The following is a 17,577-nucleotide window of genomic DNA, read 5'->3' as shown; positions in this document are numbered from 1 at the left end:
GGTATTGCGTCAAAGCGCCGGTCTATCCAACGGGCATAGATCGGAAAGGCACAAGTAACGCACCTCCTCTATAGCGGAGCGTGTCGCCGTCGTGGCAATGCGATTGCAAGTCTTTGTCGGGAAACGAATTGTCGGCGATTGCGCCAACGCGGTCGCCAACTCGTTTCAAATTATTCTTTGCAAAAACGGCTTTCTATAGCATGGACATGCTCGCGAGAAAACCTTGCGTATACGTTTCAACCTAAATTGAACCTCATTCAGAATTGAATCTGTTGATGTTACACTGCAAGCCGCTGGAGCCATTCTGGCAAAGGGCTTTGGTGTTTCCAGCTCAACTGTGGTTTGAAACGCGTCCACGACTTGTCGCTGGTGTCGTGCGTGCGGCAGCCATTCACTGGACTTCTCCAACACCCTGCTGCGTTCCCGGATTCCTCAGGTACTAATACCGTGTACTCTCAAACGCAAATCGACCCGGTGGTCAGCTTCCGCAACTCGCAGCGCGAGCATGTGCGTGGGACGATCATTAACCTCCAGAGAAAGTCTTTGGTCATGGAGGTCTATAACCCCTATTCCATCGTGCAGGTCAGCGAGGTCTTAAGCGAGCTGAGCGTGCGCATGGGCACCAAGAATGCCTATCTCGGCAAGGCGGTGGTGGTGAGTCTGGTGAACACCGGTCTGACCGCGGTGGTTTCACTGGCACTCATCGACGAATGGCGCGAGCTTAGCGTTCTGCCCAATGAAGCGAAGTCGGTCGGGCGGGAAGCAGAACTCTTTATTAGCGACTGGGACGCGCGCTTCAATATCCGCCGCGACTATCAGATCGTCGTGAACGAGATGCGCGCGTTCCTGTCGGAAGTGTCGCGCTGGGTGGAGCAGGTCGATCTGACCGAGAGCTTGCCGAAGACCGAAGGCGGCCGGCTGCGCGAGGACCTGTTCTACGAGCTTGCCACGCCGATCATGCTCAAGATCAAGTCCTACCTCGACCGTCTCGAGGAAGAAGCCGAGCGCGTCGACGCGGAGATCGCACCCGTGCATCGCACCTATGCGCAATCGGCGCTGCATCCGTTGCTGCTGCGCGCGCCGTTCGTCTACCGCACGTTCACCAAGCCGCTCGGCTATGCCGGCGACTACGAGATGGTCAATCAGATCCTCAGCGATCCGCAGCAGGGGCCGACCACTTACTTCCAGATCGTCAATACCGCGTTCCTGCAGGCGGCGGTCGCGACCGCGCACCGCAACCGCATCACGCTGCTGATCGACTTTCTGACGCGGCAGGCCGAGGCGGCGCGCGCGGCCGGCAGGCCGTTCCGCATCCTCAACGTCGGTTGCGGGCCCGCTTTCGAGATCCAGCGGTTCGTGCGTGAATATCCGCATCCGGAGCTGCTGTCGTTCGAGCTGGTCGACTTCAGCGAGGAAACGCTGGCGTTTACGAAGGACGCGATCGAGAGCTCGGCGCACGCCGCGGGCCATAAAGCCTCAGTGCAAATGGTGCATCAGTCGGTGCACGACCTGCTCAAGCGTAAGATTTCCACGGACCCCTCCGCGCGCGAATTCGACGCGGTGTACTGCGCCGGTCTGTTCGACTATCTGTCGGACAAGGTCTGCGCACGTCTGCTCAGTTACTTCGCCGCTCGCACCCGACCCGGCGGCCACTTGCTGGTCACCAACGTCCATTCCGCGAATCCGGAGAAGTACGGGATGGAGCATCTGCTCGAGTGGTACCTGATCTATCGGAACGAGAGCGGCATGAGCTCGCTGCTTCCCCCCAACTCCACTGACCAGAAGCTCTACGTCGACGAGACCGGGGTGAATGTGTTCGCGGAAGCAACGATCCTCTGAAACCGTGTCGACATCCCTGTCCATGACTACCAGTCCCCTGCAGAGCGGCTATCAAACCGAGCTGGCCGACTTTCGCGTCACGTTCAGCCGGGGCGGCGCGTGCACCGCGATTGCGCTCGTGCTGCTCGGCGTGGGGCTGGATTACGCGCAGTATCCGCAGTATCAGACGTCGTTCGCGCTCGCGCGGCTGCTCGTGTCGTTGATGATCGGCGGTATCGTCGCCTTGCTCGACACCGACATGGGACGACGGCTTACTCCATGGCTGACGCTGTCCTGGCTGCTGCTGCCGCAGGTGATGATTTCATGGATGATCTGGCGCACCGATGGCGTTCTGTCGCCTTACTATATGGGGCTGAATCTGGCCATCTTCGCGTCCGGCATTGCCTTGCCGTTCGGCTTGTGGCAAAACCTCGTGTTTGGCGTGTTGTCGTGCCTTCTGTATCTGCTGGCCTGCCTGTTGCCTCCGCATGACGGCTTGCCGCTCGGCACGTTGACCGTCAATGTTCTGCTGCTTCTGTTCGCCGCGGCCGCGAGTGCGGTCTACACGTTCTTCAATGAACGCGTGCGCTTCATGCTGTTTCGCCTGAAGGCCGAGGTGTCCGAGAAAAACGCGGAGGTCTCCGCGAAGAACGCCGAGCTCGAAGTGATCAATCGGCAGTTGCTCGACATCAAGGGCCAACTGCTGCAGCAGGAAAAAATGGCGGCGATCGGTACGCTCGCGGCGGGCCTGCTGCATGAAGTGAACAACCCGGTGAACTTCTGCCTGATGGCGATCGAGGTCGCTCTGGAGGAGCCGATCTCGAAGAAGGAGCCGACGCTGCAGGAATGTCTGGTCGATGCGCGGCAGGGCATGCAGCGGATCCAGCACATCGTGTCGGACCTGAAGACGTTCGCGTATCGCAAGCCCGGCGCCGAGGCGGAGCTGGGCACGCCGTTCCTGTTCGAAAAGGCGCTCGATTCGGCGATCCGGCTCGTCGGGCATGAATTGCGCGGCGTCACCGTGACGCGCGAGCTGCCCGCGGATACGCTGGTGCAGGGCGACGAGGCGGCCATCATCGGCGTGCTGATCAACCTGCTGTCGAACGCGGTGCTGGCGATGCGCAAGGCGGGCACGCCCGCGCCGGCGATCCACGTCAACGTCAGATGGACGGAAGAGCGCCTGCACGTGACGGTGAAAGACAATGGGCCGGGCATCGCGCCGGAGAATATCGCGCGCGTGTTCGAACCGTTCTTTACCACCCGCGAAGTGGGACAGGGCCTGGGCCTCGGACTGTCGATCAGCTATGCGGTGATCGAGCGCCACGGCGGCCTGCTGTTTGCCGAGAGCGAGCTGGGAAGTTGGGCGGCGTTCAGTTTCGATCTGTCGCCCGCACCCTGAGAAACACCATGAATGACATCCGTCAGACACAGCCCACTCTTCTCTACGTCGATGACGAAGAGTTGGCGTGCAAATATTTCGCGCGCACCGTCGGTGCCGATTACGAGGTCCTGCTCGCGACGAGCAGCGACGAGGCCATCGCTATCCTCGAGCAGGACAGTGCCCGGATCGCGGTGCTGGTCACGGACTTCCGCATGCCGGGGCGCGACGGCGGCGACCTGCTGCGCCAGGTGGCGCTGGAGTATCCGCACATCGTGCGGATTCTGGTCACTGCTTACGCAGACGTCGAGATGCTGTTGCAGACGGTCAACACCGGCGAGGTGTTCCGCATCCTCGAAAAGCCGCTGAAGCCGGCGGCGGTGCGCGATACGCTGCAACTGGCATTTGACCGCTACCACGAACGCGCGATGCAGAATCAGCGTCTGATCGCGATCGACGAAACCCTCGCGTTCATCGCGCACGAACTGAACACGCCGCTCGCGGCGATCGCGTTGAACGCGCACAGCATCGAAGATCGGACCGACGCGGAGCGCGATGCCGAAGGCGAAATTCTCGGCGCCGCGAAATCGATGCGCGAGAGTGCGCAGTACTGCATGGCGGTGGTGTCGTCGTTCTGGCGCTCGGTGCACAACGGGCGGCGCCGGCAACAGGAGGGCGACGAGGCGCGTATCGAGAGCACCGCGCATGGGCTGATCTCGGCGTTGCTCGATACGTATCCGTTTACGACCGCGCAGCGCTCGTGGGTGCATGTCGATGTCGAAAGCGACTTTGCGGTGCTCACGCAGCCGAACTGCGTGGCGCTCGTGCTGTCGTCGCTGTTGTCCAACGCGTTGCGCGCGCTCGCGGATGTGCCGTCGCCGTCGGTGCGCTTTACCGTAACGACGGAACCCCACCCGAGCATCGGCATCTGCGACAACGGGCCCGGAATTCCGCCCGAGATCAAAGACCGCCTGTTGACGGACCCAATTACAACGCACGCGAAATCCGGGGGGAACGGCTTGGGCCTGATTCTATGCAACCGTGTCATGCAGTCCTGTGGCGGCGGACTCAGGATCGAGTCCACGTCGGGGGGAGGCACCACCGTAGTGCTGGATTTCCCCCATATCAAAGGTCAAACGCACAGGAGTTGTTGATGAACGAAGCAAAAGCCACAGAGGAGTTGGCGCCGGCGATCATCTTCGTCGATGACGAAGCTACCGCCGTAAAGTACTTCCAGCGTGCCATCGGAAGCCTGGCGCCGGTCCTGACTGGCGGCTCGGTGGAAGAGGGCAAGGCGCTGCTCGACGAGCACGGCGACAGGGTCGGCGTTCTCGTCTCCGACCAGCGCATGCCGGGCGAGTTCGGCAACGAGCTGCTGCGCTACGCGAGCGAGCGCTTTCCGCATGTCGTGCGGATTCTGACCACCGCGTATTCGGAAATCGATCAGACCGTCGCGGCCGTCAACCTCGGCCATATCCATCGCTACATCAAGAAGCCTTGGGACATCACGGCGCTGCGCATGGAGTTGAAGCAGGCGCTCGAACTGGCCGAGCTGCGCAAGGAGCGCGACACGCTGGTGCGCGAGAAGCTGGGCGTGCTGCAAAAGCAGGTGGTCGCCACCCGCATTGGTCTGGTGCGTTCGCTGTCGGCTACGCTGATCGGGCCCGAGCGCTTCCAGCCGGTCGAGACGTATCTTGCGGCGGCGGTGCTCGCCGAAGTGCCGAACTCCGAGCCGGACTGGCTGCTGCAGGACTACTCCGACCTGATCGCGGCCGAGAGTGCCCGCAGCGGCGCGTTCGGTCATGCGGTCGCGGCGCATCTCGCCACGCTGCGCAACCGGCACGGCGGCGCGAGCGTGACGGCGAGTGACGCGCTGACGGCGCTGGCCGGGGCGTTTTCCGAGGCTGGCATCAATGTGCGCCGCGCAGGCGATGGTCTCGTGTGCGACCAGCCGGCCACGCTCGCGGAGTTTCTCGCGGAGCCGGGCAACAACGCGGTGTCGAGCGGCCACGCGGCATGGCTGGCGAGCCTGCTGTGGCTCGACGGCACTGACGGTGCATTGCAGCCGGCACGCGAAGGCAATGCGATCGCGTTCCGGCCGGCGCAGCGCGGTAACGAGTTCGCCGCTGACCGCCTCGCCACGTGGATCGAGCAGTTCTGATCAGTTTGCTTAGAGGGCGCGGCGTCTGACGCGCCCCTACTCACACTGGCTTCGCGCCGCAGCCCGCCTCGGCTAGCAGCGCGAAGCTGACCAAGGCTCGCACGAGCCGTCCCCGCTTCGGTCGATCATTCTCAAGCCTGAATGCGCGGCACGAAGCGCCGCGTGCGAATCCATTTGGTCGCCACCCACTTGTCGCCGGTGCGCAGCGGCGTGCTCGCGTGCAGCGAGCTCGGATCGCACATCCCGTAGCGGTTGCCGTATTCGAAGTAGAGCGCATGCCCGCGCTGCGGCACGACCGACCAGCCGAGCTGCGGAAACACCGTCTCACCGCCGCCTTCCACGTCTTTCAGATACATCAGCAGCGTGCCCATGCGCTGGCCGCTGCGGCCAATCGACTCGCGATTCGCTGCGTTGCCCGTCATCAGATAGTCGACGTGCGGCGTCGACTCCGCGCCTTCCTCGTAGTGAAGCATTTGCAGGCCTTCGCCGTTCTCGACCGGCGTCGCCGTCAGTTCCGCGATGCGCGCCTCGATGCGCGCGATCAGCGGCGTCTCGCCCAAACGGAAAAACATCCCGTGACTGCTGCGATGAGCGGCGATCACATCGCGGCCGGTCACCGGATCGACGACGGCCGAGCGGTCCAGCCGCGGCTGTGCCAGCGCGATCAGCTGCTCGCATTCGTCGGCACTCAGGAAGTTGGCGAGGTGCACGGCGGCCGGTCGTTGCAGCCGCGACAGCACGCGCACCTTGCGCTCGCCGAGCTGGATCAGAGGACCTTCGGGCACGCGCAGCGGCTCGGGCTGATAGCTGAGCGGCGCGCCGCCGACTTCGAGCTTGTCGCCGGGCAGCGCCATGCCGTACAGGAACGCCGACGCGACCGCCTCGACCATCGCCGCGGCCAGCTCGGCCGCGTTGTTGCGGCTCACCAGTTCGTTGACGATCGCTTGCGGCGCGACGCCGCGCGAAAGATTGGCGGCGATCCAGTCGCGGACTTCGGCGGGGAAATTGACGGTGATGGACATCGGGGCGAGCTTGTGGGGTGTCGTGACAGTCGCGGCGCGACGCTGGCTCGCGATGATATCGGACGAATGTGACGACTCTGGACGGACGGCCCGGTTTTCATTTGGCTGTCGTCTGTTACCGCATGTTGCGATGTCCCGCCGCGCTCAAAACTCGACCCATGCGGATGTCCGCCGCCCGCGCGCCGCCTGATCGATACCCCAACCCTTTCACCCGCCAACATGTTGCACCCCTGTAACTCAAGCCCTGCGCAAGCCGGCTAGATTCACGCATGCCCCACACCAAAGTCGCGCCCCGCTTTCTTACGTCTTCATAACAACAGTACCGAGGGCTTCGACTGATGACAACGCGCGCGAACCGTGTCACTTTTGCGCAGTCCCGTCAGAGGACGAGCTTCCAGCCGAATCTTGACATCAATATCCGTTCCCGGAGATCAACATGAGCGAAACCGTGTCCCCGCCGCCAAAGCGCTCGCGACGCGGGCTCATCATCTTCGCGGTTGTCCTGCTCGTGCTGGTCGCGCTCGTCGTGGTTCATCTGCTGACGCGCAAGAAGCCAGCGCGCGAGAACGCGGCGATCGTCGTCACCGTTGCGCAGGCGACGCTCGGTTCGATGCCGGTCACGCTGAGCGAGCTCGGCACCGTCATTCCGATCGCGACCGTGACCGTGCTGCCGCAGCTGAGCGGCTATCTGACCGAGGTCGGCTATCACGAAGGCCAGGAGGTGCAAAAAGGACAGTTCCTCGCGCAGATCGATCCGCGCCAGTATCAGATCAGCAAGCAGCAGGCGGAGGCGACGCTCGCGAAAGACCGCGCTTTGCTCGCGCAGGCGCGCGCCGATCTCGAGCGCTATACCCAGCTGAACGAGCGCAAGTCGATCGCGCAGCAGACCTACGCGGATCAGCAGTTTCTCGTGCAGCAGGACGAAGCGGCGGTGAAGGTCGATCTCGCCAACATCGCCCAATTCGATCTCGACCTCGCGTATTGCCGCATCACCGCGCCGATCGCGGGCAAGGTCGGCTTGCGGCTCGTCGATCCGGGCAACTACGTGACCGCGTCGTCGACGACCGGAATCGTCGTCATTACGACCGTGAAGCCGACCACGGTGCAGTTCACGGTGCCGCAGGATTCGCTCGCGTCGATCGTGCAGCGTCTGTCCACCGGCGCGAAGCTGCCGGTCACCGCGTATTCGAGCGACAACTCGCGCGAGATCGCAACCGGCACGCTGTACGCGGTCAGCAACCAGATGGCGACCGCGACCGGCACCATCACGTTGCGCGCGACCTTCGCGAACGACGACGAAGCGCTGTTCCCGAACGAGTTCGTCAACGTGAAGCTGCTCGTCGACACGATGCAGAACGCGGTGCTCGTGCCGAGCGCCGCGGTGCAGTCCGGCGCGCCGGGCGACTTCGTCTATCTGGTCAATCCGGACAGCACGGTGTCCGTGCACAAGGTCAAGCTGGGCCCGAGCGACGGCAGGAATACGGTGATCGAGTCGGGTCTCGCGGCCGGCAACCAGGTCGTGACGGACGGTACGGATCGTCTGAACGACGGCGCGAAGATCCAGCCGGCGCATCCGAAGTCCGCCGCCGCGGCAAGCGGCGCGGCCGCCGCCGGCCCGAAGGCGCCCGCCGCGGCGTCCGAAGGAGCGCCGGCGTCGAGCGCGGCGGCATCGCCCGCTGCGGCCGCGTCAGAAGCCGCTTCGTCGTAACGGACCGCCGCGCCGATGAACATTTCCCGCCTGTTCATACTTCGCCCGGTCGCGACGCTGCTGTTGATGATCGCGCTCGTGCTCATCGGTCTGATCGCGATGCGCGTGCTGCCGGTGTCGTCGCTGCCGAACGTCGACTATCCGACGATTCAGGTGCAGACCTTCTATCCGGGTGCGAGCCCGACGGTGATGGCGACCACCGTGACGGCGCCGCTCGAAGTGCAGCTCGGCGAGATTCCGGGCCTGCAGCAGATGACCTCGTACAGCTCGGACGGCGCGTCGGTGATCACGCTGCAGTTCGATCTGTCGCTGAACCTCGACATCGCCGAGCAGAACGTGCAGCAGGCGATCAACGCGGCGAACAGCTATCTGCCGTCGGGCCTGCCGGCGCCGCCGACATACGCGAAGGTCAATCCCGCCGACCAGCCCATTCTGACGCTCGCGGTCACGTCGAAGTCGATGTCGCTGACGCAGCTCGAGGACGTCGCGAACAATCGCCTCGGCACGAAGATCTCGGAGGTGTCGGGGGTCGGCGTCGTGACGACGAGCGGCGGCAACGTGCCCGCGATCCGCGTCGAGGCCGACCCGCACAAGCTTGCCGCCTACGGCCTCAATATCGACGATTTGCGCACGCTGCTCAGCTACGTGAACGTGAGCCAGCCGAAGGGCAATTTCGACGGCCCCGATCTCGACTACACGATCAACGGCAACGATCAGATCACCGACCCGAAAGACTATCTGGACACGGTGATCGCCTATCAGAACGGCTCGCCGGTCTACATGCGCGACGTCGCGCGCGTGAGCCAGGCCGCGCAGGACGTCGAGCGCGGCGCGTGGTACAACGGCTCGCCCGCGATCGTGCTGAACGTGCAGCGCCAGCCCGGCGCGAACGTGATCCAGACGGTCAATCAGATCATGAAGGTGCTGCCGCAGCTCGAATCGACGCTGCCGGCCGGCATGAAAGTGACGGTGGTGTCGGACAGTACCGGCGTGATTCGCGCGTCGGTCGCGGACGCCGCGTTCGAGCTGATTCTCGCGATCGTGCTGGTCGTCGCGGTGATCTTCGTGTTCCTGCGCAACGTGCCCGCCACCGTGATTCCGAGCATCTCGGTACCGGTCTCGCTGATCGGCACGCTCGCGGTGATGTACCAGCTCAACTATTCGATCGACAACCTGTCGCTGATGGCGTTGATCATTGCGACCGGCTTCGTGGTCGACGACTCGATCGTGATGATCGAGAACATCGTGCGCTATCTGGAAGAGGGCATGTCGCCGCTCGAAGCCGCGCTCGAAGGCGCGGGGCAGATCGGCTTCACGATTCTGTCGCTGACCATTTCGCTGATCGCGGTGCTGATTCCGCTGCTGTTCATGGGCGGCGTGATCGGGCGCCTGTTCAGCGAGTTCGCGGTGACGCTCGCGGTCACGATCGTGATTTCGGCGGTCGTGTCGCTGACGGTGGTGCCGATGCTGTGCGCGCGGATGCTGCGCGCGCAGGCCGAGCGGCATCCGAGCCGCTTCGAGCGCATCAGCGAGCGCCTGTTCGACAAGACGCTTGCCGCCTACGAGCGTGGCCTGCGCTGGGTGCTCGACCATCAGACGCTGACGCTCATGGTCGCGGTCGCCACCGTCGTGCTGACCGGCATCCTGTATGTGGTGATTCCGAAGGGGCTGTTTCCGGTGCAGGACGTCGGTGTGATCCAGGGCATCAGCGTCGCCGACAACTCGGTGTCGTACGCGGCGATGGTGAAGCGGCAGAGCGCGCTCGCCGATGCGGTCCTGAAGGACCCGGACGTGGTGTCGCTGACGTCGTACGTTGGCATCGACGGCACCAACGCGACGCTGAACAACGGCCGCTTCCTGATCAATCTTCGCGACAAGGACAAGCGTTCAGACAACGCGCAGGAAATCGCGCGCCGGCTGGCGCAGGAAGTCGCGCATGTGCCGGGCGTGAAGCTTTTCATGCAGCCCGAGCAGGACCTGACACTCGACACGACCGTGTCGCCGAACCAGTACAGCTTCGTGTTGCGTGGACCGAGCCAGCAGGCGTTCCAGAAGTACGTGCCGGAACTCGTCGCGCGTCTGAAGCAGATTCCGTCGCTGTCCGACGTGCAGAGCGACCTCAACACCGACGGCCTCAGCGTGAACGTCGAAGTGAACAGGCAACTGGCCGCGCGCTTCGGCATCACGCCCGCGACGATCGACAACGCGCTGTACGACGCGCTCGGCCAGCGCATCGTGTCGACGATCTTCGAGCAGTCGAGCCAGTACCGCGTGATTCTGGTCGCGAAGCCGGAGTCGATGCCGACCGTGCAATCGATCGGCAATCTGTATCTGCCGAGCCAGACCAGCAGCACGGGTCAGGTGCCGCTGTCCGGCATCGCGAAGATCGAGATCAGGAAGGCCCCGCTCGTGATCAGTCACCTTGCGCAGTTCCCGTCGGTGACGATCTCGTTCAATCTCGCGAAGGGCGCGTCGCTGAGCACCGCGGTGGAGGATATTCACCGGGCCGAGCAGGCGATCGACCTGCCGCCGTCGATCACGTCGTCGCTGCAAGGCGCGACCGCGGCGTTCGAGGATTCGCTATCGAGCGAGGTCTACCTGCTGATCGCCGCGCTCGTTGCCGTGTATATCGTGCTCGGTGTGCTGTACGAGAGCTTCATCCATCCGGTCACGATCCTGTCGACGCTGCCGTCGGCGGGCATCGGCGCATTGCTGTCGCTGATGCTCGCGGGGATGGATCTCGACGTGATCGGCATCATCGGTATCGTGCTGCTGATCGGCATCGTCAAGAAGAACGCGATCATGATGGTCGACTTCGCGCTCGACGCCGAACGCAATCACGGCAAGGCGCCGCGCGAGGCGATCTTCGAGGCGTCGCTGCTGCGTTTCCGCCCGATCCTGATGACGACGCTCGCGGCGATGCTCGGCGCGCTGCCGATGCTGCTCGGCACCGGCACCGGTTCGGAACTGCGCCGCCCGCTCGGCCTCGCGATCATCGGCGGTCTGACGCTGAGCCAGGTGCTGACGCTGTTCACCACGCCGGTGATCTATCTGTTCTTCGACCGGATGGCCACGCGCGTGAACCGCTGGCGCGCCGAGCGCGCTAAGCGCAACGCAGGCGGCGCGGAGGGCACGCGGTGAACATCCCGGCGCTCTTCATCCGGCGACCGGTCGCGACGACGCTGCTCGCGATCGCGATCCTGATCTCCGGCACGCTCGCCTATTTCCGCATGCCGGTCGCGCCGCTGCCGAACATCGCGTTTCCGGTGATCGTCGTGCAGGCCAACATGGCCGGCGCGAGCCCGAACATCATGGCGTCGACGGTGGCCGAGCCGCTCGAACGGCGGCTCGCGACGATCGCCGATGTCGAGGAGCTGACCTCGATCAGCTACGTCGGCTCGTCGATGATCATCGTCGAGTTCGGTCTGAAGCGCGACATCAACGGCGCCGCGCGCGACGTCGAGGCGGCGATCCAGGCCGCGCGCGCCGATCTGCCCACCACGCTGCGCAGCAATCCGAGCTACCGCCAGTACAACCCGGCCGACGCGCCGATCGTGGTGCTGTCGCTGACCTCGGACACGCTGACCAAAGCGCAACTCTACGACTCCGCCGATTCGGTGATCCAGCAGCAGTTGTCGCAGGTGCAGGGCGTCGGTCAGATCACGCTCGGCGGCGGCGCGTTGCCGAGCGTGCGCGTCGAGTTGCAGCCGGGCAAGCTCAATAGCTACGGCATCGGCATGGAAGACGTGCGCGCGGCGATCAGCGCGGCCAACGCCGACAGCGCGAAGGGGCATATCGACGTCGGCGATCAGCGCTACGTGGTCACCTCGAACGATCAGATCACGCACGCGGCGCCGTATCGCGATCTGGTGGTCGCGTATCGCGACGGCGCGCCGGTGAAGTTGCGCGACGTCGCCCAGGTGCGCGACTCGAACGAAAATATCCGCAATGCGGGGCTTTTCAACGGCAAGTCGGCGATTCTGGTGATCGTCTATCCGATGCCGGGCAGCAACGTGGTCAGCACCGTGCAGCAGATCCGCAACGTGCTGCCGGCGATCGAAGCGACGTTGCCGAGCAGCGTGCACGTGGATGTCGCGATCGATCGCTCGCAGTCGGTCACGTCGTCGGTCGGCGATACCGAGCGCACGCTGTTCATCGCGGTGCTGCTGGTGGTCGGCGTCGTGTTCATCTTCCTGCAGTCGCCGCGCGCGACGCTGATTCCGGCGGTCGCGTTGCCGCTGTCGATCGTCGGCACCTTCGGGCCGATGTATCTGCTCGGCTATAGCATCGACAACCTGTCGCTGATGGCGCTGACCATCGGCACCGGCTTCGTCGTGGACGACGCGGTCGTCGTGCTCGAAAACGTCGTGCGGCACATGGAGCTGGGACTGAGTCCGAAAGAGGCCGCGGTGAAGGGCGCGGGCGAAGTCGGCTTCACGGTGATTTCGATGAGCCTGTCGCTGATCGCGGTGTTTCTGCCGATCATTCTATTTCCGGGCATCGTCGGACTGATGTTTCATGAGTTCGCGATCACGCTGTCGATCGCGATCCTGATCTCGCTGGTGATCTCGCTGACGGTCACCCCCGCGATGTGCGCGTACGTGCTGAGCCGCGACAACACGGGTCATTCGAAAGCGCGCTGGGCGCAGTGGATCGAGCGGCAGTTCGATCGCTTCAAGGATGTCTATGCGCGCTCGCTGACGGCCGTGCTGGATCATTCGCTGCTGGTGATCCTGCTGCTGTTCGCGCTGCTGGTCGGCAACGTGTTCATGCTGAAGCTGGTGCCCGCCACCTTCTTTCCCGAGCAGGACACCGGCATCGTGATCGGGCAGATCATCGCTGATCAGAGCATTTCGTTCACGGCGATGCAGAAGAAGCTCGCGCAGTTGCAGTCGATCGTGCAGAGAGATCCGGCGGTGCAGTCGGTCGCGGGCTTTACCGGCGGACGCGCGCTCAATACCGCGAACGTGTTCATCGAGTTGAAGCCGCTGTCGCAGCGGCACGCGACGGCCACCCAGGTCGTGAACCGCCTGCGTCCGAAGCTCGACGAAGTGTCGGGCGCGCGGCTCTTTCTGCAGGCGCAGCAGGACTTGCGCATCGGCGGGCGGCAATCGGCGGCCGAGTACCAGTACACGCTGACGAGCGACGATTCCGCAGCACTGTTCGCGTGGACGCCGAGACTCGTCGCCGCATTGTCGAAGGAGCGCGGACGGCTGCTCGACGTGAACTCCGACTTGCAGCAGAACGGCCTGCAGACCTACCTGACGATCAATCGCGCGACCGCCGCGCGCTTTGGCTTCGCGCCGAACCAGATCGACAATGTGCTGTACGACGCGTTCGGCCAGCGCACCGTGTCGACGATCTATAACCCGCTGAACCAGTACTTCGTCGTGATGGAGGTCGCGCCCGAGTACTGGCAGTATCCGGAGACGCTGAGCCGGATCTATCTTAGCGCGTCCGCGGGTAATCCGACCGGCACGGCCGCGACGCAGATGCCGCATGGCACGGTGTCGGCGACGACTCGCGCGACCACGGCCAGCGCATCGTCGAACACGAACTCGCGCAACTCGGACGCGCAGTCGAACGCGACCAACAACAGCATCGCCAATAGCAAGGGCGGCAGCTCGACCGGCAGCGCAGATAGTACGGCTGCCGAAACGATGGTGCCGCTTTCGGTGCTGACGTCGTACAGGAACAGCCATACGTCGACGCAGGTGAACCACCAGAGCGGGCTCGTCGCCGCGACGATCTCGTTCAACCTGCCGGCCGGCGGGTCGTTGAGCCAGGCAGGCGCGGCGATCAACGAGACGATCCGCGACATCGGCATGCCCGCGAGCATTCACGGCTCGTTCGCGGGCGCGGCGGCGGCCTATTCGCAGTCGCTGGGCGTGGTGCCGCTGCTGATTGTCGCGGCGCTCGGCGTCGTCTACATCGTGCTCGGCGTGCTGTACGAAAGCTCGATCCACCCGCTGACGATCCTGTCGACGCTGCCGTCCGCGGGCATCGGCGCGACGCTCGCGCTGCTGATCTTCGGCACGCCGTTCTCGGTGATCGCGATGATCGGCATCATCCTGCTGATCGGTATCGTCAAGAAGAACGGCATCATGATGGTCGACGTCGCGATCCAGTTGCAGCGCCACGAACGGATGCCCGCGCGCGACGCGATCCACGCGGCCGCGCTGATCCGTCTGCGGCCGATCATGATGACGACGTTCGCGGCCGTGCTCGGCGCGGTGCCGCTCGCGATCGGCATCGGCCAGGGCGGCTCGCTGCGCCAGCCGCTCGGTATCACGGTGATGGGCGGGCTGATTCTGAGCCAGATGTTCACGCTCTATACGACGCCGGTGATTTATCTGTATCTCGACCGTCTGCGCGCACGGCTGGTCAGATGGTCCGCGGGTCTGCGCTGGAACCGCGACGCGACGCCGGGACAACCGGATACGAAGGCATGACGATGAAGATTTTTTCTGAACGAATGACGGGGCCGCGCGCCGGGTTGCCGGGCGTCGCGACGCTGGCCGTCGCGCTGCTCGCGCTGTTCAACGCCGGCTGCATGGTCGGCCCGGACTATCACCGGCCGCAGGTCAGCGTGCCCGCCACGTACTCGGAGCTGCCGGGCTGGACCCAGGCCGAGCCGAACGCGACCGGCCCGAAGGGCAGGTGGTGGACCTCGTTCAACGATCCGCTGATCGACGAACTCGAACCGCTCGTCGCGGTGTCGAACCAGACCGTGCGCGCGGACTACGCGAACTACCAGCAAGCGCTCGCCGAAGTGCGCGCCGCGCACGCGGCGCTGTTCCCGACGATCGGCGCGACCGGCTCGGCGACGCGCGAACGCGCGAGCAGCGGTTCGGTCAGTGCAGCGGGAAGCTTCGTCAATGGTACGTCGACGCGCATCGTCAATTCGGGTTCGCTGGAAGGCAACGTGAGCTGGGCGCCGGACCTGTGGGGTCAGGTGCGCCGCACCGTCGAGGAAAACGCCGCGAGCGCGCAGTCGAGCGAAGCGACGCTCGCGAACGCGACGCTCTCCGAACAGGTCGCGCTCGCAACCGCGATCATCGAATTGCGCACCAGCGACGCGAACATCGACCTGCTGCAACAAACGGTCGTCGCATATCAGCATGCTCTCGACGTCGTCACCGAGCAGGATCGCGCGGGCACCATTCCGCCGAGCGACGTGATCACCGCGCGCAGCCAGTTGAATACCGCGAAGTCCGATCTGATCGCGCTCGGCGTCGCGCGCGCGCAGCAAGCGCATGCGATCGCGGTGCTGGTCGGCAAGAACCCGGAAGAGCTGTCGATCACGCATAGCACCGCGATGCCGGCGCTGCCGTCAGTGCCGGTCGGCGTGCCGTCGACGCTGCTCGAACGGCGGCCCGACATCGCCGCCGCCGAACGCAAGATGGCCGCGCAGAATGCGGCGATCGGCGTCAAGGTGGCCGCGTATTACCCGGACATCTCGCTGTCGGCCGCGGCGGGTTTCACGCAGTCGCCGCTGTCCGGTCTGCTGAAGGTCGCGAACTATGTGTGGTCGCTCGGCGGCAGCGCGACCCAGACGCTGTTCGACGGCGGCCTGCGCAGCGCCGACGTCGATGCGGCGAAGGCGGCCTACGACTCGGCCGTTGCCAACTATCGCGGCACGGTGCTGGGCGCGTTCCAGAACGTCGAGGACGATCTGTCCGGCCTGCGCATTCTCGCCGAGCAGGCGGACGTGCTCGAAACGGCGGTGCGCGATGCGGACCGAGGCGCGGAGATCGCGTTCAACGAGTACCAGGCGGGCACCGTCGATTACACGACGGTCGCGACCGCGCAAGCGACGCAGCTGACCACGCGGCAGACCGCGCTGAACGTGCAGGAATCGCGCTTGCTGCACGCGGCGTCGTTGTTTGGCGATCTGGGCGGCGGGTGGTCGACCGGTGAGTTGCATGATCCGCGGCATCCGGCGGCGGCTGCATCGTCGGCAGCGTCTGCGGCTTCCTCGCCTTCGGCTGCGTCTGCTCCATCGGCTACGTCAGCGGGGACATCTGCGGCTATCATGCCGGGCGCGCGGCAAGCGCGGCACGATCAAAACGACTAAGGACGAGCATTGGCCAAAGGCATCCACGGGCACCACGTCAGCGGCCCGGTATCGGCACCCGAAGATGACGCGCCACACCACACACCGCCTCGCGATGTGACCTCGCTGGGCCTCTTTCTGATCTTCGCTCGCATCGGTCTGACGAGTTTTGGCGGCGGCTTGAGCGGCTGGTTCATGCGCGAGTTCGTGCACGACCGGCACTGGATGAGCGAAGACGAATTTCTCAACGGCCTCGCGTTGTCGCAGGCGCTGCCCGGCGTCAACGTGAAGAATCTGGCGATCTGGATCGGTTACCGGCTGCTCGGCTGGCGCGGCGCCGTCGCGGGATTTTTTGGCATCATTTTTCCGGCCGCCGTCGTGATCATTCTGCTGGGCGCGTTCTTTTCGGCGATCGCGTCGTTTCCGCTCACGCATATTGCGCTCGCTGGCGCCGCGGCCGGTGCGATCGGGCTGTCGCTGTCGATGGCGATCACCGCGGCGCGCCGCTTGCCGCGCCGCGTGTTTCCCTATCTGGTGCTGCTCGCGACGTTCGCGGCCGCCGCGGTGTTTCGCGTGTCGCTGGTGTGGACCGTACTGATTGCCGGCGCGTTGAGCGTTGGCTACGAGTACGTGCGCGAGGCGCGCCAGCCCTGATCGGCTTGTGTCGCCACAAGTCAAACTCCCCTAAAGCTTCCGCCGTGCTCAGAACTCTCATCGCCCTGTTTTCGGTTTTCGCGCCGCTGTCGATCGTCACCGTCGGTGGCGGGCAGGGGATCATCCCCGAAGTGCAACGCCAGGTCGTCGACGTGCATCACTGGATGACCCATGCGCAATTTCTCAGCGACTTCGCGATCGCGCGGCTCGCGCCCGGTCCCGGCTCATTGCTCGCGACGCTGATCGGCTATCAGGTCGGCGGCGTCGGCGGCGCGCTCGTCGCGACCGTTGCGCTATTCGGGCCGACGGCGTTTCTGATGTATGGCGTCGTGCACGTATGGAATCGGCACGAAGGCGCGCGCTGGCTGAATGCGTTGCAGGCTGGATTGGCCCCGTGGCCGCCGGGCTGATTCTCGCGGCCGTCTATGTGCTGATCAAGGACCTCGAAGGCGGCTGGATTGCGTGGCTGACCGCGGCAATCGCGACCGTGCTCGTGATGAAGACGCGCATCAATGCATTGGTGCTGATCGCGGGAGGGGCGATCGTTTTTGTGCTGATGCATTTTGCGGGGTTGCTGTAGCGCGGGGGGAACACAACTACCTTCGCCAGTCGAGACGTTCAGTATCTGACGCGATTTCCCGCCGTGACTGTGCTCAGGCGATGAACCAAATCGCCTGCATCCCGCCCCACATTTTTTCGCCCCAATTGCTCTAGGACAATTATTTTTCGCCCCGTTTTTGCCTCACTATTGGAGATCAGGCAAGACGACACGACTTCAAA

At 64.4% G+C, this 17,577-nt stretch carries 10 protein-coding genes and 1 pseudogene; 10 read left to right on the top strand and 1 reads right to left on the bottom strand.

Annotated features, from left to right (window positions below):
• Positions 1 to 447: 447 nt before the first annotated feature.
• Genes G5S42_RS11870 through G5S42_RS11855 form a run of 4 tightly spaced genes read left to right on the top strand, consistent with a single transcriptional unit; the run spans position 448 to position 5,357 of the window.
• The gene (locus G5S42_RS11870; protein ID WP_176106912.1) at positions 448 to 1,839 is read left to right on the top strand and encodes a class I SAM-dependent methyltransferase; all 1,392 of its coding nucleotides are present in this window, start codon (positions 448 to 450) and stop codon (positions 1,837 to 1,839) included.
• A 22-nt stretch (positions 1,840 to 1,861) separates the two neighbouring features.
• Positions 1,862 to 3,217, top strand: a complete 1,356-nt coding sequence (locus G5S42_RS11865) for a sensor histidine kinase (protein WP_176106911.1) — start codon at positions 1,862 to 1,864, stop codon at positions 3,215 to 3,217.
• An 8-nt stretch (positions 3,218 to 3,225) separates the two neighbouring features.
• Entirely contained in the window at positions 3,226 to 4,350 is a 1,125-nt protein-coding gene (locus G5S42_RS11860) for a hybrid sensor histidine kinase/response regulator (protein ID WP_176106910.1), read from the top strand.
• Positions 4,350 to 5,357, top strand: a complete 1,008-nt coding sequence (locus G5S42_RS11855) for a response regulator (protein ID WP_176106909.1) — start codon at positions 4,350 to 4,352, stop codon at positions 5,355 to 5,357. Before G5S42_RS11860 ends, G5S42_RS11855 begins: the two co-directional genes overlap by 1 nt.
• A gap of 131 nt (positions 5,358 to 5,488) precedes the next feature.
• Here the strand turns inward: G5S42_RS11855 and G5S42_RS11850 are convergent, their stop codons facing one another.
• Entirely contained in the window at positions 5,489 to 6,379 is an 891-nt protein-coding gene (locus G5S42_RS11850; protein ID WP_176106908.1) for a 2OG-Fe(II) oxygenase, read from the bottom strand.
• Between the two features lie 436 nt (positions 6,380 to 6,815).
• Here G5S42_RS11850 and G5S42_RS11845 point away from each other — a divergent pair, with 436 nt between their 5' ends.
• The 6 genes and pseudogenes from G5S42_RS11845 (at position 6,816) to G5S42_RS11820 (ending at position 17,377) form a co-directional block, all read left to right on the top strand.
• The gene (locus G5S42_RS11845; RefSeq protein ID WP_176106907.1) at positions 6,816 to 8,087 is read left to right on the top strand and encodes an efflux RND transporter periplasmic adaptor subunit; all 1,272 of its coding nucleotides are present in this window, start codon (positions 6,816 to 6,818) and stop codon (positions 8,085 to 8,087) included.
• Between the two features lie 15 nt (positions 8,088 to 8,102).
• Positions 8,103 to 11,228: an efflux RND transporter permease subunit gene (locus tag G5S42_RS11840; protein WP_176106906.1), complete on the top strand. Its 3,126-nt coding sequence runs from the start codon at positions 8,103 to 8,105 to the stop codon at positions 11,226 to 11,228.
• The gene (locus tag G5S42_RS11835) at positions 11,225 to 14,539 is read left to right on the top strand and encodes an efflux RND transporter permease subunit (RefSeq protein WP_176106905.1); all 3,315 of its coding nucleotides are present in this window, start codon (positions 11,225 to 11,227) and stop codon (positions 14,537 to 14,539) included. The genes G5S42_RS11840 and G5S42_RS11835 overlap by 4 nt, the downstream gene beginning before the upstream one ends.
• Positions 14,536 to 16,164 (top strand): efflux transporter outer membrane subunit, encoded by a 1,629-nt coding sequence (locus G5S42_RS11830; protein WP_176106904.1) that lies wholly within the window; start codon positions 14,536 to 14,538, stop codon positions 16,162 to 16,164. Before G5S42_RS11835 ends, G5S42_RS11830 begins: the two co-directional genes overlap by 4 nt.
• Before the next feature lie 9 nt (positions 16,165 to 16,173).
• Positions 16,174 to 16,797 (top strand): chromate transporter, encoded by a 624-nt coding sequence (locus G5S42_RS11825; protein WP_176106903.1) that lies wholly within the window; start codon positions 16,174 to 16,176, stop codon positions 16,795 to 16,797.
• A 44-nt stretch (positions 16,798 to 16,841) separates the two neighbouring features.
• Positions 16,842 to 17,377 (top strand): annotated as a pseudogene (locus G5S42_RS11820) (chromate transporter).
• The last annotated feature ends 200 nt before the right edge of the window (positions 17,378 to 17,577 follow it).

It is taken from the genome of Paraburkholderia youngii (assembly GCF_013366925.1).
Classification (GTDB): Bacteria; Pseudomonadota; Gammaproteobacteria; order Burkholderiales; family Burkholderiaceae; genus Paraburkholderia; species Paraburkholderia youngii.
This window is presented reverse-complemented; position numbering and strand designations above follow the sequence as displayed.